Origin of the sequence: Variovorax sp. LjRoot175 (assembly GCF_964253805.1) — a bacterium.
Lineage (GTDB): Bacteria > Pseudomonadota > Gammaproteobacteria > Burkholderiales > Burkholderiaceae_C > Variovorax.
In genome coordinates, this window is the sequence record NZ_CAXURY020000002.1 from 702895 (window position 1) to 723545 (window position 20651).

A 20651-nucleotide genomic window follows, 5' to 3' on the forward strand; every position below is an offset into this window, starting at 1 on the left:
CGCGGCTCAGGTGTTGCGCAGCACCGTGCCGAGCTTTCCGCCCGACGCGGTGTTAGTGCGGTTGTATATCTTCAGCTCGTTGTCCGCCGTGGTCGTGGTGCCCGACACGGTGTATTGCTGCGCGATGGCCTGCATCTTCTGCACCTGCGCACTCGCGCCCAGGGCGGGGTTGGCGGCAACCATGTCGGCCACCGCGCCAAGCACCCGCGAGCCGGTGTTGTTGAGCTGGCTGGTGAACACGGCGGTGTCGGCCTGCAGCGTTTCGCTCAGGCGCCCCACGCGTCCGAGCAGGTCGTCGCGCGTGGCCTGCGGGGCCTGCGCTTCGTCGAGCACGCCGGTGAGCACGCGGCGGAAGTGCTCGGCTTCCAGTTCGCGGCGCAGTTCCAGCAGGCTCTTGCCGAAGGCCTCGCTGAAGTTGCGCATGTTCTGCTGCACCTCGGCGATCTTGTCGGCGATCTCGGGATGGTCGTGGCCGCGCGGGGACACGAGGTTGGTCAGTTGCAGCACGTTGTCGGCGATGTCGCGCACGGCGGAGGCGAGCGTGTTCCAGTCGCCGGCGCGGATGGCTTCGCCGGGCGCCTTGCCGAGCACCGGCGTGAGCGAGTCGCGTGCGGCCGTCACGGCCTGCTGCACCGGGCCGAGGTTGGCATCGGGCACGTCGCGGATCGGCCGGTCCTGGAACAGCACGTCAGGGATGCGCACCGGCACCAGCGTCGGCGTGATCTGCGGGAACAGGCGCAGCTTCTGCGTGAACAGCGGCTGGATCAGGTTCGGGTGCGTGACCTTCGCCTCCCACAGCCCCGGATCGAGGTCGCGCACGACCAGCGAGCCATCGAGGAAGGGACTGCGCTTGAGCGTCTGGCCGGTGGCGGTGTTGGTCAGCGTGACCTCGGCGTCCCGGTTCGCGGCCGGGAAGCCGGTGAGCTGGAAGTTGAATGCGGCTTTGGTGGCCATGATGGTCTTCCTCGTCTGGATCGACTAGAGCAGCCCCTGCAGATCGCCATAAGGAAAGGCGATCTCCCAGAACAGCGTCAACTCGTGGTCGTTGCCCTTTTCGATGGGGCTGAAGACCACGCGGTTGTAGAGTGTCGCGGTCTCGCCGCTGCGCGACAGCAACGCGGCTTCGCGCAGCGTGCCGACCGCGTCGGGCGCCGGCACCGTGGCGCGCACCCGCACGCGCACCACGCGGCGCACCGGGTCGGGCGCGTCGATGGTGAAGGCGTCGGCGCCGATCGGCACTTCGGTCGCGTCCTGCAACGCGGTGGTGGCGAAGGCTTCGGTCTCCGGCGCATCGCTGCTGCCGACGGCCATGTGGCTGATGCCGGTGGCCTGTGCCGCGAAAAGCCGTGCGAGCAGGGTCGCGCCGCTTTGCAGCACGGCGTTTCGCACGTGCCGTTCGGCCAGCAGTCGCCCGTCGGCGTCCTTGAGTTGGAGGTGCAGTCGCGCGCGCATCGTGGCCTCATCGGAAAGTGGATTCGCCGTATTCGGTAACGCCCCACAGGCCGCCGCGCTCGGCAAGGCGGTCGGCGCCGGTGGCACCGGCCTCCTTCACGCGCATCGGCAGCACTTGGGTGATGTGGTCGAAGGAGCGCTGCTGCTCGGCGAATTCGAGCAGTCGCACCTGGGCGCGCACGCCGGCGGCCTTGAGCTTGGCGACGCCGGTTTCCAGCGCCTGGCCGATCTGGCGGCGCGCGTCTTCGGGGTTGGCGGCCGCGGGAACGCGCTGGCGCAGCGAGGTGGCGGGCAGGCGCAGCTCGAAGGTGGCCGGTTGCGCCTCGATCCAGCGCACCTTCAGCATGACCGCGGCGTCCTGGTAGAAGAGGGCGTGGTCGAAGGTGGCGCTGTCCCACCGGCCTTGGGCGAGGGCGAGGTCGGCCAGTGCCAGCAGCACGCGGTCGAGGCCTTCGTCGTCGAAGTGCGCGACGGGCAGGAACCACAGCTTGTTCTCGCCATGCACGAGGCGAATCGCCTGCGCCGGTGTCGTCACCTGTTCGGTGGACCACGGCACGCCGGGCACCAGGCCGCTGATGGACACCATGCGCTCGGACACGTCGCGGTTTTCAAGACGCGCCTCCAGCGTCCGGTCCGCGCCGCCGCGCAGCCACAGGCGTTGCCCGGTGGCGATGCGGCCGCGGTAGAGCAGCGCCTCGCCGGTCGTCAGATTCGCGACCAGCGGCGAGTATTCGGGGCCGGCCGCCAACCCGGTCAGCAGGAAGGACGCCACCGTCTCATCCAGCCCCGCCATCTGCACGCTGAACTGCGTGAGCGGCACGGCATCGTCGGCGGTAATCGGTGGGCGCGCGACGCGGGCGATGGGCGGGTTGTCGATCAGCACCGGCTCGCCTGCGCCGAGGCGCAAGCCGGTTGCCTGCTGCCATGCCTGCGAATAGTCGCGTGCAAAGCCGGTGATGGCGTCGGCCGTGACGCCGCCGCGCTTGAGCAGGGCGTCACGCTGGGCATGCACCCAAGCGCGAAACAGGTGGACGTCCTGCCAAGGCTCGGGCGCGATGTCGAGCAGGGCGGCGAGCTTGGCGGTTTCATCCAGCTCCAGCGCGTTGTCGAACCAGTGGGCGCGCTGCACTTCGAGGGCGTCGTCCACGGCAATCTCTATTTGCTGGCCGCACTGCTCCAGCAAGCCGGTGACGAGTTCACCCTCGTGGTAGAGCAGCGGCAGCCGTGCGGCCATGTCGATTGCGCGCTTCACAGGCCCCCCTCGCGGATCTGCAGGTCCAGCGACTGCTTGCGCAGCGTTTCGTTCGGGGCCGGCGCGTAGCTGCCGACACCGTCGCTCAACTGGAAGAAGCGGTCGCCGCTTTCGACGGTGACGGTGGATTCGTCGCGCACGATGGCGTAGCGCGTGTCGTCGCGCAGCGCAGCGGCGAGGCTGTCGAAGCTCAGCGGCGCATCGGGCGCGCGGGTGCTGAGGTGGCTGGCCATCGCGTTGTCCAGCGCCTGCTGCGCCTGCGCCTGCGTGGTGCCGGCCGTGAGGTGCAGCACCAGCAGTGCGGAGACTTGCACGTCGAGTTGGCCGGTCGAGGCGGTTTCGGTCTGCGGCGTGTCGAACTGGATCGGCGTGGCGACATCCAGCACTTCGCCGGAAGCCAGCGTGAGCGTTTCGCTTTCTTCTCCGCCATCGGGCGTGAGGTAGATGCGGGCGTCGACGAGGCGTGGGTCTTCCATCACCGCGGCGGTGAGCGGTGCGCGGCGCACGGTGCCGCCGGGCGGCACGGCGTTGAGCATCGCGACCAGTTGCTGCTCGACGGTGCCGCGCAGCGTGGAGAGTTCCGGGCCGGCCAGGCCAGTGCCGGCCAGTGTGGGCGCCACGCGCACCTGCACGCGCTTGCGCGCGGCGGCGCCGCTCAGCACGCGGATGCCGGCGGGCTTGACCTGGCGAATGCGCTCGGCCACGCGGGCGCGGGCTTCGTCGGTCTCCGTGAAGTAAGCCACGTCGATGCGCAACTCGCCGGGCACGCCGTTGGGCTCTTCGACGAGGCTCACGTCTTTCACTTCTTCGAGCGACAGCAGATGAAAGCGCAGCGCATCGAGCGTGCCGCGCACCGCGCCGTGGAAGGCGCCGCGTGAACGGCGGCGCAGTTCCTCGTCGGATTCGGCCTGGCCGAGGCGGCGCGAGGCCGCGGGGTTGGACAAGCGATCGATGCCGGCGATGACCACTTCGAGCCGGTCGAGCGCGCCGGCTTGCACTTCGGCGGTGCCGGGTTCTTCGCCAGCGGCCAGCACGTCGCGCGACGACTCTCCGGGTTCCAGCACCAACTCTTCCTGCGTGAGGTAGCGGTTGCCTTCGTCGTCGGTCACTGCGGTGCCAGCCGGCACGGCGATGCGGCCGGCACCGGCGCTGCTGCGGGTGAAGCGCATGGTCGCGACGGGGTGGCCGGCCGGCAGGCGGCGCAGGCCGACCAAGGCAACCACCTTGTCGAGCGAACGGCCTTCGGCGGTTTCAAGAAAGGCCGAGCGATAGATCTGGTCGAGGTGCTGGTAGGTCATCGCCTGTTCGAAGGCGACGGTCTCCATCAGCGTGCGCACCACGCTGCCGGTGTTGAGGTCGTTCACCGGCACCGGACGCGTGGCCACCGGGTAGTAGTTGACCGTCAGCACGGTGCCCGGAATCGGGCGGCGGCCGCCATCGCGATAGCGCAGTGCGTCCTTGTTGTTGTCGTCGCCGCTGGTGGACACCAGTTCGAAATCGGCCGCGGTGAAGCGGTAGCGCACCTGCCGTTCCGGCGTGCCGACAAAACCTTCGAGGTGCGAGATGCGGCGCACGGGCCGGTCGCGCAGCTTGGTGGGCACGAGCGCGACGTCGGTGGCGGGCGCGACCAGCGATTCGGCCACTGTGCCGCCCGTGAGCGTCGTGAGCAGGTCGCGCACGATCTCGTCGTAGAGGCGCGGAACATAGCTCACAGTCCCACCTCCAGTTGCAATGTGATCGTCGCCGCATCCGCCGGCACGATGGGCTTGACGGCCAAGGTGAAGACGAAGTTGTCGATCTGCTCCTGGTCGCGCTCGAAGCGCAGTTCCACGGCCTTGGGCTGCACACGCGGCTCTTGCGCCACGGCCTCCAGCACGAAAGCGCGGCACAGGTGGCGCAGTTCCTCGTTCTTGCCGCGGCCGATCAACTCGACCAGGCGCGAGCCGTAATCCGCGTGGCCCAGCGTGGCGAGCGCGCCGCGTGCGGTCAGCAGGCGCAGCAGCAGTGCTTGCGCCAGGTTCTCGCGGCCGGCGATGGTGTCGAGGTCGGCCAGCGTGTCCGGCTGGCCGGGGCGCGGCCGGCGCACCACGCGGGTCTTTTGGCGCAGGTCGAGCGCAGCGGAATCGTGCGCCACCATCTGGGGCACGACCAGCAGGTCGGTGCCAAAGAGGGCGTCGGGTGCGGTGGCCATGGTGCTTCCGTTCATCAGCCGATGAGCACCGTGCCGACCGCGATCAACTGGCCCTTGGGGGCGGTTGGCGCGATGTCGTCGCAGGTGGTGGCGGTGTCGAGGTTGCGCGCGGCCTGCTTGCCGCCAATCATCACCGTCGCGCTGCCGCTGAACACGGTCGCGCTGTTGCCCGGCGGGTTCTGGAAGGGGCCGCCCGCGGGCATGTGCGGCGGCACGTTGTCGGCGGTGGAGCCCACGACGGCGGCCGGCTGGCCCATGATCTTGACGGTCGCGATGGTGCCGCCGGTGATCTGGCCCGCAAAGGGCGAGGGCAGCGGCGTGGGAATCGGCCCGCCCGGCGAGGGAATCATCACGATGTGAATGTCCACCGCGACGATCTGGCTGCCGAGGGTGGCTGCGGGTTGGCCCATGTCAGTTGATCTCCACCATGCCGGCGCTGATCTTGACCTTGGCGCTGCCCGCGATCTCGATCTCGCTGCCGTCGAGTTTGATCTTGCCGGCCGACTTGAAAGTCATGTCGCCGTCGGCTTTCATCGTCATGGATGTTTCGCCGGCTGCCGCCGTCAGCCTTCCGCCGCCGGCGCCTTCGAGCAGCACGCTCAGCTTGCCGACGGCCAGGCTCAGCTTGTCTTTTTCCACCTCGATCAGCACGTCGCCCGGCAGGCTCAGGCTGAACTTGACGGGGTCGACGTTGATCTTGCAGGCCAGCTCCGGCTCGGCCGCGCCGCTGGGCAGGTGCAGCACCAACTCGCCGTCCTTGTGCTTGGGCGGTTGCTGGTCGGGGTGGTAGAGGCGGCCCACGACGACCGGGGCTTGCCAGTCGCCTTCGAGGAAGGCGACGAGCACCAGGTCGTCGATGGCGGGAATGGCGGCGAAGCCCATCGCGCCCACGGCCACCGGCACGCGCGGCAACACCACGCCGGAGTCGCGCAATTGCACGCTGACGGCATGGTCCGCCGTGCCGCTGTGGGCGAACTGACTGGTGACGACGCCGACGCTGGCGACCGGCCGCGCCGTGGCTTCGTGGCGGGCGATGCGCGCCATGCTGTCGTAGAGCAGGGCGGCGCTCATAGCAAACTCCCGATGGCGCCCAACAGAGCGCCAAGCAGAGACGGGGCGCTCGCGCTGCGCGCTTCGAATCGCGTGCTGCCCGCACCGTGGGCGACGCGGTGTTCCACGCGGGTGATCAACCACGGGCCGCCGGAGAGGTCGTCCGGCAAGTCCTGCACTTCGATGACTTGTCCGGGTCGCAAGGCGGGGAGCAGAAAGCAATGCGCGATGAGGCGCGAGGCACGCGCGGCGGCGATACGGCTCAATGCATCCGACGCATCGCTCGCGGCCTTGGGCGTGCGCAGCAAGGGCGTGGCCAATCTGATCACCCCGGGCCCACCCGCGGCAGCGGAAGACGGCAGAAAGCCCACAGTCGGCCGCATCGCATCCGGCGCACTGGACGAGCCGGCCGGCCCCGCGCCGATCGCGAAACTCTGGCCCTGCGCCACGGCTTCACCCAGCACGTCGTAATGCGTGATCTCGCGGCCGAAACGCAGCGCGGCGTCGGCCGGGCCTTCGGGCAAGGCGCGCACTTCGAGCTTGCCGTCGCTGCCCGCGCACGCAAAGGCGCCGCCCAACTTCGCCAGTTCGGCCACATGCTCGGCCGCATTCCGTCCGGGGTGGGCGATGTAGGCGGGCAAGTCGAGGTCCACATCCATCGTGCCGGCGCTCAGCGCCATGTCACCGACGAGCTTGCGGATGATCTGCGCTGCCGATTGCTTTTCGAAGCTGCACGCGGGCCGGTAGGCCGCGAGCGCGGCACCGGCGTCGATGAGTTCGACCTCGATGCTGTCCACGTTGCGCCGCACGCTGCGCATGCTGCCCTTGAGCACTGTGGCCACGCCTTCACCGCCGTCCAGGTCCAGGCTGGCCTCGTCGCCGGCGGCAGCCTCGAAGCGCACGCTCGCCGGCAGCGACAGGCGGGCTGAACCGCCGCGCGGCAACAGGTCGAGGCAGGCGCTGCAGACGATGGCTTGCGTGTCATAGCGCAGGTTGCCCAGCGTGGCGGAGATGGCGGGAGAGAGGCTCATGACGAGAACATCCCGCCCAGCGAGCGCGTGGCTTGCTGGAAGTCGTTGGCGATGGAGCCGACGCCGGCACCGGCGTCGTCCAGCGGTTGCAGGATGCCGGCGAAGTCGAGGCCGCCGGCCGCGGCGAGGGTGGCCAGTGCGCCGAGTGCTTCGACCGCGCCCAAGGCCTGGTCGACCGCCCCGGCCACGTCGCTGGCGAGGTCGGCGATGTCATCGAGAACGCCCAGGTCGAGGCCCAAGTCGCCCAGGCCCAAGCCATCGAGTCCGCCGAAGCCGGAGACTTCGGCCGGCGGCGGCAGCGGCGGGCTCTCGACGAGTTCCAGTTGGTACTCGATGCGCTGCGGCGCGCCAGCGGCCTCGTGGGCATGGAAGCTGCGGATCACGACCTTCTGCAGGTCGAGCGCGGCGGTGATGTCGGCGGAGAAGGTCAGCTCCTCACCGGTTTGCGTGGCGGTCTGTAGCGTGCCGAGCGCGTCGCGTGCGCCTTCGCCAATGAGGAGGCCCGAGATGTGCACGCGGTGCGAGGGGCGGCCGGAGCGTTGCTGGAGTTCGCCCGCCAGGCCAGCGATGCGGGTTGGCGCGAAGCCGGCGTCGAGCGAATGCTCGATACGCTGCACGTAGTCGAGCGGCGTGTCGCCCAGGAGCGGAATCGGGCGCGTCATGGTGCAAGGCCCCGGAGGTCGCATTCGCTGGCCATGGCCCGGGCGATCTCGGCGAGGGGATCGGGGTGGGCGAGGGGCGCGGGCGTGTGAGCTTGTGCGATGGCGCTTTTCGCAGGCTGTTCGGCTTGGTCGGACCATGCGGGTGTCGGCGAAGCCGCTTGGGTTGCGCGTTCGCCGTGATGGGTGAAGGCACGCGTTGGCGCTTCGGATTCGCGCGCGATGGGTGTTGCGGGCGCGGGGGCGGCCGACGGTGTCGACGGCGTTCTGTGAAGTTGCCAGCGTGCGCGCAGCGGGTTGGCCGTTGAAGCGGCTCGCGTTATCGCGCCCGTCTTCGTCGCGTGGCCTTGAAGGCGGAAGGGATGCGCTTCGGCCGTGGCCGGATCGCGAGGCGCCTCTGGCCTTTGGGGCTGTTCGGCGTCGACGCGGCTATCAGCCGGTTTGACGGTCCGTGGCGCCCTCGCAGCGCCCAGCGGCGTGCTGGCGATGCGCAGCGCTGCGGCCGATGGCGCTACGTGGTGCGGCAACGATGCGTGCATGGCACGCGGCATCGCGGCGCTTCCCGGGTCTTGCGCTTTGTTCGGGTCCGGCCAATGCACGGCCTCGGAGGAAGCTGCTGCAGTTTCGCGGCGCGCGAATACAGGCGCCATCGATGGGGCAGGCAGCGACACAGGCTCGTCAGCGCTATCCACTTCATCCGCCATCGCTTCAGCCACAGCCCCGCGCCCCAACAGCCGCTCCAGCATCTCATCGATCAACGCTTGAAGGTCTGGCGGCGCGAACACCAGTCGCTGCCAACCGCCCGCAGGCGATGCAACACCGTCCCGCTCCATCGCGGCAAGGTCGATGGCGATGGCGCATTCATCGCCTGCTTCCGACGGCTTGCAATCGCGAAACGGCGGCGCCTCCAGGGCACCGCCGGCCAGCGCCAGCAGCAGCGCGTCCATCGCCACGGGCGACATGCTTGAGGTCGATGCACCCGACACCAGCATCAATCCACGCAACGCCTCCATCAGACTCGCAGCGGGGCTTGGCGAGCCCAAGGCAGCCGCCACGCCGCGGTTTCTTTCCTCGAAGGCCGGCAGCCGCACGATGCTGCCGTCGTCCGTCACGTAATGGCCGGCGTGCGACAAGGCCAGCAAACGCGTCTCCTGCCCAGCCATCGCCACCCGGCCACGCGTCAGTTCGATCTCGACGCCGCCTGACGCCACGCGTTCCGGCAGGCCGACCGCTGAGGAGGAAGCCATGGGGACCACGCTGGGCGATGCCTGTCTACGGTCGGGGGTCAGGCCGCAGGCGCAGCCGCGGCCATCTCCTCGCGCATGCGGGTGGCAGTGAACGCGTAGACCGCGAGCCCGTGGCCGCCGCTGGCCATCTCGAAGCTCTTGTCCAGCAAGAAGCACTCGTCGAAGGTCACGCTCATGCGCGTGGCGCCGTGCACCAGCACCGCGCTGATCTGCACGCTCTGATCGACGGTGAGCGCGTCCAGCGCGGGTGCGGTGGAGGCGACGCGCAACACGCCTTCGATGACCTGCGCACCGCTCACGAGGCCGATGCGCTCGTTGCTGCCGAGGCCGAAGACGTTTTCGCGCGCCTGCACGCGGCGGTAGTCGATCGAACGTACGCCTTCGACCGCGGTGCCAGCGACGAGGACCTGGCTTTCGTTGGCTGCGAAGAGGGTGGGCACGGGAACCTCCGGAATGCGTTGTGGTTTGAGATCAGTTCTTCACGCGCAAGGTGGCGTAGATGAAGTCGATGCTGCGCACCGGCCGCACCGCGATGTCCACCCGCACCGTGCCCTGCGCAAAGTCCAGCTGCGTCGAATACACGTCGACGAGGAAGGCCGGGTCGGTGCCGTCGGTGGAGGGCACCAGCGCACCGGCGCGTTCCATGCGCGTGAAGGTCGCGACGATCTGTTGCTTGAGCGCCAGCCGTGCCTCGCTCGAATTGAGCTGCCCGATGAAGTTCTCTGAAATGGCCTTGGTCTCGCGAATGCAGATGTCGGCCACGCGCGTCACCGAGATCTGGTCGCCCGAGGTGTCCAGGCCGCGCAGCACCACGACGCCGCGCCCCGCGCGCTCCTGCACCACGAGCAGGTTGGTGGTGCTGCCGAGCAGGCGGTTGAGTTCGCTGTCGCGAAATTTCGAGGGCGCGATGCCAAAGAGCGGCACGTTCTTGAAGGTGGGCGAGTCTTGCGGATTCAAACGACCCACAAGCCCTGCCACCGCGCCTTCGGCACCGGGCGGTGCGACCAGCACGAAGCGCCGGTTGCGCGACAGCGCGGAATGCTCGCGGATCTGCGCCAGGTCGCTGCGTTCGGCCGCGGTGATGGAGCCGAACGCGATGCGCGGCGCGGCGTTGTCCGCCATCGTCACCGCGTGCGCCGACAGCGCCTGGTGGATCTGCCGCACCTCTGCGCTGGCACGGCCGGCTTCGACGGAGGCGAGCACGAGGTCGATGCGCGTGTCGTCGGCCAGCAAATCGATGGCGGCCAAATATTGCGCGACGGTGGGCGATTCGCCATCCGCAAACGCGACGGGCTCGGCGGTCGCGACCGGCAGCCGGTTGGTGTCGCGCGAGCTGAGCGCCGTGAAGCGAATCAGCCGGCTTTCGGTGGCGAGCACCGCGGGCAGATGGCGTGTGTTGTCCGGGTCCATCACCAGGCCGACGAACTCTTCCTGCAGCCCCTGCTGGAACACCGCGACGTCGAAGGTGCCAGCGGCGGCACCGGCGGCGATGCGCACGCTCAGGCCGGCCGGATCCACATTGGCGGCTGGGGCCAGCGACAGGACGTTGCGCGTGCCCGGCAGCGGTTCGGGAATGTTCAGCGCGACCGGTGGATCGGCAAAGGCGTAGGTGCCAAGCCTCGGCCCGACCGTCGCAAAGCCGGGGTCGACGGCGACCACCAGGCTCGACTGCGAATTGATCGCCTCGAACAGGTCGTCCGGCTGGCCGGGCGCCACTTGCAGGTCGGCAAAGCTCTCGAGCATCACGCCGCCGCGGAACAGCCGCACGCTGGCGCGCACCGGCTCGTTGGCCGCGTTCAGCACGGTGCGCACCTCGGCACGCAGCGCGTTGCCGGCCGCGCCGTTGGAGCGGCAGCGCAGGCGCACGACCTCTTCGGCCGCGCCGTTGAGCAGCCGCGCGGTGGCCGGCGCGCCGCCCGCGACCGGCGCGATCACGACCTCGCCGGCGCCGTTGGACAAGGCATGCACCGCCTCGGGCATGCTGGTGAGCGTGCCGGGGCCGAGCAACTCCCGCAGCTCCGAGGTTTTTGTGACGCCGATCAACCCGCCGGCTTGCGGCTGGCGGTCGACGATGCCGACGATCCCCACGATGCCCGAGGTGGCGGGCAAGGGGGGCAACACATCGAACCGGGCTTCGACCCGGACACCGGGCACAACCAATGCTGGCATTTGCTGTTCTCCTGAGAGAGACCGTGATTCAGGGCGGCGCCGCGGCGCTGTCCTCCGAGGCCTGGCACATCCGGCCGCGCACCAGCGCAAGCGCTTCGTCCACGCTGTTGGCATGCCGGGTCTCGCCGCCATCCGGCTCGGTGACCTTGGCCCGCCACAAGGCCCCGGCGCCGGGGCCCGGGGCACGTTCAAGCCAGAAGCGAAGGACGAAGACACGGTCCTGGGTGGGATCGCCGTCGTTCGAACGCAGGTTCCTGGCCGTCATGCCCGCAACGATAGGCAGCACGCCTCACGGGCTGCTGCGTTGGCGGCTTCGTGTGGCGTCGATGCCGTCTTGATGACCTGTCACGCCGGGCTCGCAGGCCGATGGCGGCGCAATAACGCGTCGATGTGCGCGCGCGCACGACGGCATCCGGCCGGCATGGCGGCCGCATCACGGTGCCATCACGGCACCATCACGGGGAGGTTTATTGCAAGGGCTGGCGAGACGCCGCGCCTTCGAGATGGCTGCGCCGCCAGTCGCCGATCTCGTTGCAGATCGCGCCGGTGATCAGCGCGCCGCGCAAGGCCAGTGTCTCCGGCATCGCGTCGACACCGACCTGTGCGCGCAGCGCCACCTGCCAGCGCGTGAGGTCACCGATCGCCTGCGCCCGCTGGCCGTTGAGGAACAGCAGGATGCACAGGCTGCGCATCACGGTTTCGCGAAAGGGGTCGGCCACGAGCACGCGCCGCGCCGCGTCGATGGCGGGTTCGTACTCGCCGTGCGCCGCGAAGAGTTGCGTCAACTGGCACAGGCAGCGCACATACAAGGAGTGCAGCCGCTCGCGCTCGGTGATGACCCAATCGCCGTCGTCGCCCTCGAGGAAAGACCCGGTATAGCGCGCCGCCGCGCGTTCGAGCCGGCGCATGCGCTCGTCGTACGGGTCGCTGGCGTGGCCGGACAGGGCGTCGCACACGGCGGAGTTGAAGTCGTGCGTGTCGATCTCCATCCACGCCGGGCGCTCGAAGACGATTTCGTCGCCGGTGCTCACGAGGCCGCCGTCGCCCGGCCGACCGGGGGCGCGCGCGAGCAGGGTGCGCAGGCGCCACACGGCGGTGTTCATGGCCGCGCGCGACTGCGCGAGAGAGCGGTCGTTCCAGAACATCTCGGCGAGGTACTCGCGCCGGACCACGCGCCCCGGAAACTGGAACAGGTAGCCCGCCATCAGGCGGCCACTCGGCCCCAGGTCGAGCGCGACCCGGCGATTTTCCAGCGCGACCGACATGCGGCCCAGCATCGACACAGTAAGCATGACCCTTGCCTCCACTAGCAACAGCACACGCGCGCAGACGCAGGTGCGCAGGCTCCCCCATGTGATCGGCGCTGGTTCTTGTGACTTGTCGCCGGCTGCGGTAAGCGCTTGCAACTGTGGCGCGCCGTGTAAAAGTTGGCAATCTCCCGTACGGCCAGTTCGCGAACTGCGCCCTTTGATATAGGTCCTGGTGGCTTCATCGCGTTGCCTGAGCAATGAGAATCATTCTTAATATAATGTCACCGCAACCGCTTGCGCGCGGGCACTGACGACTGGTCCGCTTCACGCAGCGCACCCACCAGACTGCCCCGGAGATTCGATGACTGTCCCTGCCCATCCTCTTGCGTTGACCGCCGCCAAAAACGCGTGGTCGGCACGGTCGCGGGCATCGCGCATGGGCGCTGCGTTCGCGCCATGAATTGCGGCAGTCCAGACGAAGACCCAGAGACCTCCCTCGCACGCGCCTATGCCCGATGGCGTGCTCCCTTGCTGCGCTTTCTGCAGCGGCGTCTGGGCAACAGCAGTGATGCGGAAGACGTGGCGCAAGAATCCTTCACCCGACTGGCGGCCGCGTCCACGGCGCCATCGCCGGACAAGCAAGGCAAGGCCCCTACATCTACCAGATTGCAGTCAATCTCCTGCGCGACGAAGGGCGAAGGCGCTTGGGCCCGGGGTATGCCGTGACGAGTTCCGGCGACGACGCACAGACCGAAATGGATGCGGCAGCCGGCGACGCCGAAAGTTGCTCCTCCGATCTTCTGCAGCTGGACCTCATCCAAGTCGCCCAGGCCAAGATACGTGCGGGCCCAGGCCTGGTGCTCCCAACGCTTCGCACACTGAACGCAGCAGGACCTTCGGTACCGTGGCAAATCGGTCCATCGGGCGGCCGCTTGCCCGCAGAAAGAGCAACTGGATGGCTGCAGCGACGCGGCGGTCGTCGCGGAACCGCTCGCAGACCGCGGAAATGTCGTCCTTGCTCAGGCTGAAGAACTGTTGGACATCAAGCTCGGACATCCTGGAGGGAAGGGTCTCCGCGCCAATGAAGCGCTGGGCGAACGACACGGCGGGTTCCTCCACCGGGATGGGGCCGCCAATCTACTCCTTCGGCGCGCGTTGTGGCTGCGGGTTCCGGATCACCCCGTCGAAAGCGTGCAGGCGTCGGCGACAACTACGACCGTGTCAATTTGTCGAAAGAATACGATTACCCCATCCTGCAGACTGCCGTCAGGGCTCAGTCTAGGGCTCAACCATCTCGCTGACGACGAGGGGCGCTCGACCGCTCAGTGCCCGTTCGTTCTGGGAAATAAGCGACGCGGTTTTGATTCGAGAATCCCAGGACACTCCGGCGTCACCATGCGATTTCCAGGTTGTCGATGAGCCGCGCGTTCCCACCTTTGCCGCCGCTCTAGGCCGTAGGGATCCCGTCGTTGCCGCTGCCGCACAGGACGACGGCGATCTTCTCGTTCTCGCGCCGTTCGAAGCAACGTTCGCTGACGGCCGCGAGCGCAGTGGCCGCTCCCAGCTCGATCGCGAGCCCCGCATGGCGCCACGCGGCGCGCGCCGCGTCCTCGATCACCGACTCGTCGACCAGCACAATGTCGTCGACATAGCGCTCGATCAGCTCGAAATTCAGCGGCTCGGTCGAGCGCGCGGCCAGGATGGGCACGCGGGTCTTGACGTTCTCGAGTTTCACGATCCGGCCCTGCTTGCGGCAGGTATGGAGCGTCGGACAGCCTGCAGCCTCGACGCCGATGATGCGAATCGCGGGCTTGCGCAACTTGGCCGCCTGCGCGACGCCGGCCAGCAGGCCGCCGCCGCCGATCGAAACCACCACCGTCTCGACCTCGGGCCATTCGTCGATGATCTCGAGCGCCGTCGTTCCCTGGCCGATCACCACGTCGCGGTCGGCGTAGGGGTGCAACAGCGCGCCGCCGTGCTCGGCAACATTGGCGCCCGCGGCATCCCAGCTCTGGTCCCAGAAGTCGCCATGGACGGTGAGCCTGGCGCCGTGACTTTCGATGCGCGCCCGCGTGATCGGCGTGCTGGTGTTCATCACGAACACATTGGCGGGCAGGTCGAGCGTCCTGGCGACGTAGGCAACCGCGGCACCGAAGTTGCCGCCGGATGCGGTCGCCAGCCCTTGGCGGCGCACGGCCTGCGGCAGGTTCAGCACCCGGTTGAAGGCGCCACGTGCCTTGAACGAGCCCGTGACCTGCTGACACTCCGCCTTGAAGCGGACCTGTGCCGCGCCGCCCGGCAGCCACGGATGCGCATTCACCAGCGATGTCTGCCGTATGTAGGGCCTGATCTGCTCGTGAGCCGCGCGGTAGTCGTCCAGCGTGATGAGCGCGTTCATGCGACAGCGCCTTCCTCGTCTGCGACCAGCACGCACAGGCTGTTGCCCTGCCGTGCGATCCCGAAGGTGCGTTGCGAGTAGATCGTGCCGCCGGCGGCGAAGTGCAGTTCGCGCGGCACCTGTTGCGGCTCGGTAAGCAGGTGCAGACGGCCCGCGAGCTCGCCGACCTTCACCGCATCGCCGAGCCCATGCAGGGGCTCGAAGTAGCCGTCGCCCGGCGACAGCAGGTTGCCACCGCGCGGCACGATGCGCACGCGCCGGCTCGACGGCGGCACTTCGGGCTGGGCCCCAGGCACGACGCCGAGGCGCGCCAGAACGCGCGAAAGGCATTCCCTCGTGCGCGCGACACCCTTGGGCGACACGCTGCCGTTGGCGCCCATCTCGGCCGCAATGGCCGCGAGGCCGAGGTGGGCCGCTGCGCCGCAGCTGGTGCGCGGATCGCCCATGTTGTCGGTGATGACCGTGAACTTCGCGCCGAACCAGCGCGCCATGTCTTCGGCACGTTCGCGCACAGCGGGCGCCAGCGCTGGCGTGACGACCACTTGGGCGCTCTCTTCGATGAACAGCGAGCTGCCCCCGGCATGCAGGTCGATATAGGCGTCGCAGCGCGGGAACAGCACGTCGTGAATGAAGGCGGCGATCTGTTCGGTCGGCGTTCCGAAGGGGTTGCCGGGGAAGACGCGCGCCAGGTTCTTGCCGTCGAGCGGGCTCACGCGCGAGGCCGCGCGCAGGGCCGGCGCGTTGGCGGCCGGCATCAGGATCAGCCGGCCCTTCACCTGCGCCGGCTCGAGCGTGCGGATCAGTTCGTTGATGACGATCGGCCCTTCGTACTCGTCGCCGTGAATGGCGCCAGTCACGAGCACGGTGGGTCCGTTGCCGTCGCCGATCGCGGCAAGCGGAAGCGCGACCGCGCCCCATGCATCGTCGTGTCCCGAATGGGGCAGCCATGCATGGCCGACCTGCTTGCCGGGTCGCGCCCAGTCGATGTCCGTGAAAACGGTGGATCCGCGCTCGCTCACTCGTCGCTCCTTACTTGACTTCTTTCTGCTCGTCCTTGAACCACTTCAGGCGCAGCGCCGCCAGACTGCCGTCGGCCGCCTTGACGTCGATGATCCTGTTCACTTCGGCCAGCAGCGCCGTCTCGCCCGGCTGCACCGCCATGTAGGCCGGGCTGACGCGAATCAGCGATTTCATTTCGATGCCCTTGCCGGGATTCTCGTCGGCCACCTTCTGCGCGATGAAGTTGTTCTCGGCGAACAGCGGCGCCTGGCCCGACAGGAAGGCGGAAATGGTCGAGGCCGTGTCCTCCAGCCGGATCAGCTTGGCGCCGGGCGCCATCTCGCTCAGCGAGAGGTCGGGCGTTGAACCCTTCGGCACCGCGATGGTCTGGCCCGCGAGGTCGGCGACCTTGGCCATCTTCGGCACGCCCTTGCCACCGTATACGCCGAGGTACACCGCAGCATAGGGCTTGGAGAACGCGACCTGTTTGGCGCGCTCGGGCGAACTGCCCAGCGCGGCGATGACCACATCCACCTTGTTCGAAAGCAGGTAGGGAATGCGGTTGGCGCCGGTCACCTGTTGCAGCTCGAGCTTCACGCCCAGGGCCTTGGCGACGTTCTCGGCCAGCTCGACGTCCAGGCCCGTGGGCTTGCCGGCTGCGTCGGTGAAGCCCCACGGCGCGGCATCGATGGTCGTGGCCACCCGCACCACGCCCTTGGACTTGATGTCGGCGAGCTTGTCGGCATGTGCCAGCAGCGGGGCCGCACAGAAGAGTGCGGCGGCCAGCAGAGATTTCGTTTTGAACATGGAAGCTCCTTGACAGATGGTGGAAGGATCAGACGACGGACTGGACAAACTGCTGGAACTCGGGCGTGCGCGGTTGGCCGAACATCTGCTCTGGCGTGCCGCGTTCCCAGATGCGCCCCTGGTTCATGAAGATCACTTCGGAGGCGACGCGTCGCGCGAACGCCATCTCGTGCGTGACGACCATCATGGTCATGCCGTCGCGCGCCAGGTCTTCCATCACGCGCAGCACTTCGCCGACGAGTTCCGGGTCGAGCGCCGAGGTCGCTTCGTCGAACAGCATGAGCTGCGGCGACATCGCGAGCGCGCGGGCGATCGCCACGCGCTGCTGCTGGCCGCCGGAGAGCTGCGAGGGGAGGGCGTCGAGCTTCTGGCCCAGCCCGACGCGCTCCAGCATTCCCTTGGCGAGTGCGCGGGCCTCGTCGCGGCGGATCTTCTTCGTCAGCACCGGGGCGAGGGTCACGTTGTCCGCGGCCGAGAGATGCGGAAACAGGTTGAAGCTCTGGAACACCATGCCCACGCGCTGGCGCAGCAAGGCGAGGTCGGTGGACGGCGCGTGCACATCGACGCCGTCGACCACAATGCGCCCAGCGCCGATCGTCTCCAGCCCGTTCACGCAGCGCAGCAGCGTGCTCTTGCCGGACCCGCTGCGGCCGACCAGCGCCACGATGTCGCCCTTGGCGACCTCTGTCGACACGCCGCGCAGCACATGGTTGTCGCCGAAGTGCTTTTCGACCGAATCAATGAGCACGAGCGACATGCATGCGTCCTTCCAGGAAGAGGGCCAGGCGGGCCAGCGGGTAGCAGATGGCGAAGTAGCAGAGCGCGATGCCGCAGAAGACCGGGAGGTGCGCGAGCGTCGAGCCGGCCACGATCTGGCCCGAGCGCGTGAGTTCGACCAGCCCGACCAGCGCGGCCAGCGAGGTGTTCTTGATCAGTTGCACGAGGTAGCTCACGGTTGGACCTAGGGCCACGCGGAAGGCCTGCGGCCACACCGCGTGGCGCATGACCTGCCAGCGGCGCAGGCCCACGCAGGCGGCGGCTTCCCATTGGCCCTTCGGCACCGATTCGATGCTGCCGCGCCAGATCTCGCCGAGAAAGGCGCCCGCGGACAGCGAGAACGCGGCGGCCGCGGCCACGAAGGCATTGATCTCGATGCCCAGCAGCATCGGCACGCCGAAGTACAGTAGAAAGAGCACGCCCAGCAGCGGCGTGCCCTGCACCAGCTCCACATAGATGCGAGCCGGCACGCGCAGCCACGGAAGGCGCGAAGTGCGCGCGACCGCGACGGCCAGCGCGATCCCGCTGCCGATGGCGAACGCCGTCAGCGCAAGGGCGACCGTCCAGCGGATCGCGCCGAGGATGAGCCACAGGTCGGCGATGGAGAGGCCGCGCATTCAGGGCGCCTTTCCGTAGAGCCGGCGCTGCACGAAGCCGAGGATGACGCGCAGGGCTTGCACTGCGGCGAAGTACATCGCGCAGATCACCAGGTAGACCTCGAAGCTGCGGAAGGTGCGCGAGTCGATGAAGCTGCCGGCGTGGAAGATGTCCTCCACGCCGATCTGCGAAATCAGGCTGGTGCCGATCAGCGTGAGCACCATCTGGCTCGCGAGCGCCGGAAAGACGTTACGCAGGGCCGGCACGAAGAGCACGTGCAGCAGCACCTGCCGCCGGCGCAGGCCGAGCGCCGCGCCGGCCTCGGAGAGACCGCCGGGTACCGCCAGCAGCCCGGCGCGGAACACCTCGACCATGTAGGCGCCGCAGTAGAGCGACAGCGAGATCACGCCGGCCACCGGCGCTTCCAGCCGCAGGCCCAGGTTGGGCAGGCCGAAATAGATCAGGAACAGTTGCACCAGCGCCGGCGTGTTTCGGAAGAACTCGACATAGACACGGGTCGCGCCGCGCAGCGGCGTGGCGCCGTAGATCAGCGCGAGCGAGCCGGCGACGCCGATGGCCATGCCCAGCACGATGCTCGAGGCTGCATAACCCAGCGTGTGCAGCAGGCCTTGTGCGAGCTGGCCGGCGTAGGGCGCAAGCGCTTCGAACTGGAACTGGTAGGCCATTGTGAACAGCCTCAATCCACTTCCAGAATCGCCTCGACCTCGACGGTCTGGTGGCCGGGCAGCGAGCCCGCGCCGATGGCCGAGCGTGCGCCGCGGCCGACCGCATCGCCGAACACCTCGACGAACAGGTCCGAGCAGCCGTTGACAACCTTCGGATGCTGCGCGAAGCCCGGTACTGCATTGACGAAGGCCAGCAGCTTGACGACGTTGCGCACTCGGCTCAGGTGGCCGAGCGCCTCCTTGGCCACGGCCAGCAGGTTGAGCCCGGTGAGCCGCGCATGGGCATAGGCCGCCTCGACGCTGACCTCCTCGCCCACACGGCCAATATGCAAATAGCCATTGGCCTCCAGCGGCCCTTGGCCCGACAAGTAGAGCAGGGGACCGATGCGCCGCCAGGCGACGAAATTCGCCACTGGGGTCGGAGACGGCGGCAATGTCAGCCCGATCGCGGCCAGCCGCTCCTCGGGACTCAGGGCCGGAGCCGTGTTGGAATCCAGGGTCATGGAAAACGCTTTGCTTCGACGAAAATCAAGAGAGCCGGCAGAATTGGTCAACCAATTCCACACGGCTTGCGCCGACTTGTGTGTCGCCGCTATGAATTCATTCTAAGATTTGACTTTGGGATTGGTCAACCATTTTGGCGAACTATCGAACCATGGACGCAAAGTCCGTCCCGAGCCAGGCGTCGTCGCACCCGATCACGGTGGCCGACCTCTCGGCTCGCATTGCCGCCCAGGACAAGGCAACCGCTTCGAAGGTCTACCGCGCCATCCTCCAATCGATCCGCGACGGGGTGCTCAAGCCTGGCAACAAGCTGCCCAACGAGCGCGACCTTTCAGCGCAGTTCAACACCTCCCGCAGCACCGTGCGCCATGCGCTGGCGATGATGAGCGCTCAGGGTTTGCTGGAGCGCAAGGTCGGTAGCGGCACCTTTCTCGCCGAATCTTCGATGCAGTTGCTGAGCGAATCCGATCTGCCGGTCGCAGCCCACCATCAGGATGTGCCGACCTATGCCGAGATTCTCGAAGGCCGGCTGTTGTTCGAGCCGGCCATGATGGCGCTATCGGCCCAACGTGCCGATGCCGATGACTTCGCGCTCATGCGCCATCACCTCGGCGTGGTGCGCGACGCCGACCAGTGGATCGACTTCAAGGAGGGCATCTACGGCGTGCACCACGCGATCTTCCGTGCCACCAAGAACCGCTTTCTGATGCAGGTGTTCGATGCCGTGGTGGCCGATCGGCGTGCGGTGCAGTATGACGGCCGCTCGAGCCTCAACGGCCCGGTGGGTGCGATCGTGCGCGAGCAGACGCTGCGCGAACTCACCACCATCGTCGATGCGCTCGAAGCCCGTGACGCGAAGGCGGCAACGAGACTGGCGGACGACTACTTCACGCGCATCCTCGCATCGCTCAGTGTGTATGGATAGGGCTTGCGTGCTGCTCGAGGTATGAGCGCGTGGCTTCGAAGTACCCGAAGGCCGATTCGGCGGGCACGAAGTGCAGTTGCCTCAGCCGACTGGTGGCGTCGTCGATGAACACCAGCAGCGTGCATGCCAGCGCCCGATCCTCGAACCAGGTACGGTCGCTGCCATCGATCTGGATTCTCGACCAGGCATGCCCAACGGTCGCGTGGCTGGTCGATCTTGGGAGCGCGCTGCCTGCGCGGTGTCCACAGGCCGGCGGCAATCATCAGAACGCGAGCGGTTTCCTTGCAGAGGACGACCCCATGACATTCCTGCAGCTTCTCAGCGGCCAGCGTCGGGCCGAAATCGGCGTAGCGTTCGCGGATGATCGGATGATCTGAGATTCGCACGCTCTGCTTGGCGCCACCTGATTGTTGCTACACGGCCCACGCTTGCGTGAGACTAGGCCGGGAGGTCCTTCGGCGCGCGTTGTGGCTGCGGGTTCCGGATCATCCCGTCGAAAGCGTGCGGGCGTCGGCGACAACTACGACCGTGTCAATTTGTCAAAAAAGATACGATCACCCCAAGCTGGGCTGGCGCTGCACGCCGGCGCAGCGCGAGCAAGTTGCGCAATGACTGCAGGCCGCGCAGCCCGTGCGCGCTGAGCCCCTGTGCGCGGTG

The 20651-nt window shown here is 68.1% G+C and carries 24 protein-coding genes and 1 pseudogene; 2 read left to right on the plus strand and 23 right to left on the minus strand.

The genetic code is table 11. From position 1 onward, the window contains the following. Positions 1–6: 6 nt before the first annotated feature. The 14 genes from ACSQ89_RS33375 to ACSQ89_RS33440 form a co-directional block, all read right to left on the minus strand. The gene (locus tag ACSQ89_RS33375) at positions 7–954 is read right to left on the minus strand and encodes a hypothetical protein (RefSeq protein ID WP_436292888.1); all 948 of its coding nucleotides are present in this window, start codon (positions 952–954) and stop codon (positions 7–9) included. Between the two features lie 24 nt (positions 955–978). Beyond that, the gene (locus tag ACSQ89_RS33380) at positions 979–1452 is read right to left on the minus strand and encodes a hypothetical protein (RefSeq protein WP_436292889.1); all 474 of its coding nucleotides are present in this window, start codon (positions 1450–1452) and stop codon (positions 979–981) included. A gap of 7 nt (positions 1453–1459) precedes the next feature. Continuing rightward, on the minus strand, positions 1460–2704 hold the full coding sequence (locus ACSQ89_RS33385) for a hypothetical protein (protein WP_436292890.1): 1245 nt from the start codon (positions 2702–2704) through the stop codon (positions 1460–1462). Then, positions 2701–4416 (minus strand): hypothetical protein, encoded by a 1716-nt coding sequence (locus ACSQ89_RS33390; protein ID WP_436296877.1) that lies wholly within the window; start codon positions 4414–4416, stop codon positions 2701–2703. Before ACSQ89_RS33390 ends, ACSQ89_RS33385 begins: the two co-directional genes overlap by 4 nt. Further along, positions 4413–4895, minus strand: a complete 483-nt coding sequence (locus ACSQ89_RS33395; protein ID WP_436292892.1) for a hypothetical protein — start codon at positions 4893–4895, stop codon at positions 4413–4415. The genes ACSQ89_RS33390 and ACSQ89_RS33395 overlap by 4 nt, the downstream gene beginning before the upstream one ends. A 14-nt stretch (positions 4896–4909) precedes the next feature. Beyond that, positions 4910–5305, minus strand: coding sequence for a PAAR domain-containing protein (locus tag ACSQ89_RS33400; protein ID WP_436292893.1), 396 nt, complete (start codon positions 5303–5305; stop codon positions 4910–4912). A 1-nt stretch (position 5306) separates the two neighbouring features. After that, positions 5307–5966 carry a phage baseplate assembly protein V gene (locus tag ACSQ89_RS33405; RefSeq protein ID WP_436292894.1) on the minus strand — a complete coding sequence of 220 codons (660 nt, stop codon included), beginning with the start codon at positions 5964–5966 and terminating at the stop codon, positions 5307–5309. After that, a complete protein-coding gene (locus ACSQ89_RS33410) occupies positions 5963–6976 on the minus strand; it encodes a hypothetical protein (protein ID WP_436292895.1) in 1014 nt (337 codons plus the stop codon). The genes ACSQ89_RS33405 and ACSQ89_RS33410 overlap by 4 nt, the downstream gene beginning before the upstream one ends. Next, positions 6973–7638: a hypothetical protein gene (locus ACSQ89_RS33415; RefSeq protein WP_436292896.1), complete on the minus strand. Its 666-nt coding sequence runs from the start codon at positions 7636–7638 to the stop codon at positions 6973–6975. The genes ACSQ89_RS33410 and ACSQ89_RS33415 overlap by 4 nt, the downstream gene beginning before the upstream one ends. Continuing rightward, positions 7635–8726, minus strand: a complete 1092-nt coding sequence (locus ACSQ89_RS33420) for a hypothetical protein (protein WP_436296878.1) — start codon at positions 8724–8726, stop codon at positions 7635–7637. Before ACSQ89_RS33420 ends, ACSQ89_RS33415 begins: the two co-directional genes overlap by 4 nt. Before the next feature lie 194 nt (positions 8727–8920). Further along, the gene (locus ACSQ89_RS33425) at positions 8921–9322 is read right to left on the minus strand and encodes a hypothetical protein (protein ID WP_436292898.1); all 402 of its coding nucleotides are present in this window, start codon (positions 9320–9322) and stop codon (positions 8921–8923) included. A 31-nt stretch (positions 9323–9353) separates the two neighbouring features. Beyond that, positions 9354–11051 (minus strand): phage tail sheath C-terminal domain-containing protein, encoded by a 1698-nt coding sequence (locus tag ACSQ89_RS33430; RefSeq protein ID WP_436292899.1) that lies wholly within the window; start codon positions 11049–11051, stop codon positions 9354–9356. Between the two features lie 28 nt (positions 11052–11079). Beyond that, a complete protein-coding gene (locus ACSQ89_RS33435; protein ID WP_436292900.1) occupies positions 11080–11316 on the minus strand; it encodes a hypothetical protein in 237 nt (78 codons plus the stop codon). A 202-nt stretch (positions 11317–11518) separates the two neighbouring features. Then, positions 11519–12343, minus strand: coding sequence for an AfsR/SARP family transcriptional regulator (locus tag ACSQ89_RS33440; RefSeq protein WP_436292901.1), 825 nt, complete (start codon positions 12341–12343; stop codon positions 11519–11521). 414 nt (positions 12344–12757) lie between these two features. Here ACSQ89_RS33440 and ACSQ89_RS33445 point away from each other — a divergent pair, with 414 nt between their 5' ends. Then, on the plus strand, positions 12758–13027 hold the full coding sequence (locus ACSQ89_RS33445; RefSeq protein WP_436297268.1) for an RNA polymerase sigma factor: 270 nt from the start codon (positions 12758–12760) through the stop codon (positions 13025–13027). 87 nt (positions 13028–13114) lie between these two features. Here ACSQ89_RS33445 and ACSQ89_RS33450 read toward each other — a convergent pair whose 3' ends face one another. The 8 genes from ACSQ89_RS33450 to ACSQ89_RS33485 all read right to left on the minus strand — a co-directional run bounded on the left by ACSQ89_RS33450 (position 13115) and on the right by ACSQ89_RS33485 (position 19068). Next, positions 13115–13405, minus strand: a complete 291-nt coding sequence (locus tag ACSQ89_RS33450) for a DUF4158 domain-containing protein (protein WP_436292903.1) — start codon at positions 13403–13405, stop codon at positions 13115–13117. 343 nt (positions 13406–13748) lie between these two features. Then, positions 13749–14699, minus strand: coding sequence for a threonine ammonia-lyase (locus tag ACSQ89_RS33455; RefSeq protein WP_436296879.1), 951 nt, complete (start codon positions 14697–14699; stop codon positions 13749–13751). Then, positions 14696–15718, minus strand: a complete 1023-nt coding sequence (locus tag ACSQ89_RS33460) for a succinylglutamate desuccinylase/aspartoacylase family protein (RefSeq protein WP_436292905.1) — start codon at positions 15716–15718, stop codon at positions 14696–14698. The genes ACSQ89_RS33455 and ACSQ89_RS33460 overlap by 4 nt, the downstream gene beginning before the upstream one ends. 10 nt (positions 15719–15728) lie before the next feature. Beyond that, entirely contained in the window at positions 15729–16505 is a 777-nt protein-coding gene (locus tag ACSQ89_RS33465; RefSeq protein ID WP_436292906.1) for a transporter substrate-binding domain-containing protein, read from the minus strand. Between the two features lie 28 nt (positions 16506–16533). Then, positions 16534–17262, minus strand: coding sequence for an amino acid ABC transporter ATP-binding protein (locus ACSQ89_RS33470; protein ID WP_436292907.1), 729 nt, complete (start codon positions 17260–17262; stop codon positions 16534–16536). Further along, positions 17243–17899, minus strand: a complete 657-nt coding sequence (locus ACSQ89_RS33475; RefSeq protein ID WP_436296880.1) for an amino acid ABC transporter permease — start codon at positions 17897–17899, stop codon at positions 17243–17245. Before ACSQ89_RS33475 ends, ACSQ89_RS33470 begins: the two co-directional genes overlap by 20 nt. Then, positions 17900–18580, minus strand: coding sequence for an amino acid ABC transporter permease (locus tag ACSQ89_RS33480; protein WP_436292909.1), 681 nt, complete (start codon positions 18578–18580; stop codon positions 17900–17902). Continuing rightward, positions 18577–19068 carry a RidA family protein gene (locus tag ACSQ89_RS33485; protein WP_436292910.1) on the minus strand — a complete coding sequence of 164 codons (492 nt, stop codon included), beginning with the start codon at positions 19066–19068 and terminating at the stop codon, positions 18577–18579. Before ACSQ89_RS33485 ends, ACSQ89_RS33480 begins: the two co-directional genes overlap by 4 nt. A gap of 152 nt (positions 19069–19220) precedes the next feature. Here ACSQ89_RS33485 and ACSQ89_RS33490 point away from each other — a divergent pair, with 152 nt between their 5' ends. Then, entirely contained in the window at positions 19221–19994 is a 774-nt protein-coding gene (locus ACSQ89_RS33490) for a FadR/GntR family transcriptional regulator (RefSeq protein WP_436292911.1), read from the plus strand. Here the strand turns inward: ACSQ89_RS33490 and ACSQ89_RS33495 are convergent. Beyond that, positions 19993–20457 (minus strand): annotated as a pseudogene (locus ACSQ89_RS33495) (ISNCY family transposase); the annotation flags it as partial. The gene ACSQ89_RS33490 and the pseudogene ACSQ89_RS33495 overlap by 2 nt on opposite strands. Positions 20458–20651 lie beyond the last annotated feature (194 nt).

Excerpts from the sequence above, each read along its gene's own strand:
- ACSQ89_RS33375 (WP_436292888.1), bottom strand. The coding sequence starts at position 954 with ATGGCCACCAAAGCCGCATTCAACTTCCAGCTCACCGGCTTCCCGGCC.
- ACSQ89_RS33380 (WP_436292889.1), bottom strand. The coding sequence starts at position 1,452 with ATGCGCGCGCGACTGCACCTCCAACTCAAGGACGCCGACGGGCGACTG.
- ACSQ89_RS33395 (WP_436292892.1), bottom strand. The coding sequence starts at position 4,895 with ATGGCCACCGCACCCGACGCCCTCTTTGGCACCGACCTGCTGGTCGTG.
- ACSQ89_RS33400 (WP_436292893.1), bottom strand. The coding sequence starts at position 5,305 with ATGGGCCAACCCGCAGCCACCCTCGGCAGCCAGATCGTCGCGGTGGAC.
- ACSQ89_RS33405 (WP_436292894.1), bottom strand. The coding sequence starts at position 5,966 with ATGAGCGCCGCCCTGCTCTACGACAGCATGGCGCGCATCGCCCGCCAC.
- ACSQ89_RS33410 (WP_436292895.1), bottom strand. The coding sequence starts at position 6,976 with ATGAGCCTCTCTCCCGCCATCTCCGCCACGCTGGGCAACCTGCGCTAT.
- ACSQ89_RS33415 (WP_436292896.1), bottom strand. The coding sequence starts at position 7,638 with ATGACGCGCCCGATTCCGCTCCTGGGCGACACGCCGCTCGACTACGTG.
- ACSQ89_RS33430 (WP_436292899.1), bottom strand. The coding sequence starts at position 11,051 with ATGCCAGCATTGGTTGTGCCCGGTGTCCGGGTCGAAGCCCGGTTCGAT.
- ACSQ89_RS33435 (WP_436292900.1), bottom strand. The coding sequence starts at position 11,316 with ATGACGGCCAGGAACCTGCGTTCGAACGACGGCGATCCCACCCAGGAC.
- ACSQ89_RS33440 (WP_436292901.1), bottom strand. The coding sequence starts at position 12,343 with ATGCTTACTGTGTCGATGCTGGGCCGCATGTCGGTCGCGCTGGAAAAT.
- ACSQ89_RS33445 (WP_436297268.1), top strand. The coding sequence starts at position 12,758 with ATGAATTGCGGCAGTCCAGACGAAGACCCAGAGACCTCCCTCGCACGC.
- ACSQ89_RS33455 (WP_436296879.1), bottom strand. The coding sequence starts at position 14,699 with ATGAACGCGCTCATCACGCTGGACGACTACCGCGCGGCTCACGAGCAG.
- ACSQ89_RS33465 (WP_436292906.1), bottom strand. The coding sequence starts at position 16,505 with ATGTTCAAAACGAAATCTCTGCTGGCCGCCGCACTCTTCTGTGCGGCC.
- ACSQ89_RS33470 (WP_436292907.1), bottom strand. The coding sequence starts at position 17,262 with ATGTCGCTCGTGCTCATTGATTCGGTCGAAAAGCACTTCGGCGACAAC.
- ACSQ89_RS33475 (WP_436296880.1), bottom strand. The coding sequence starts at position 17,899 with ATGCGCGGCCTCTCCATCGCCGACCTGTGGCTCATCCTCGGCGCGATC.
- ACSQ89_RS33485 (WP_436292910.1), bottom strand. The coding sequence starts at position 19,068 with ATGACCCTGGATTCCAACACGGCTCCGGCCCTGAGTCCCGAGGAGCGG.
- ACSQ89_RS33490 (WP_436292911.1), top strand. The coding sequence starts at position 19,221 with ATGGACGCAAAGTCCGTCCCGAGCCAGGCGTCGTCGCACCCGATCACG.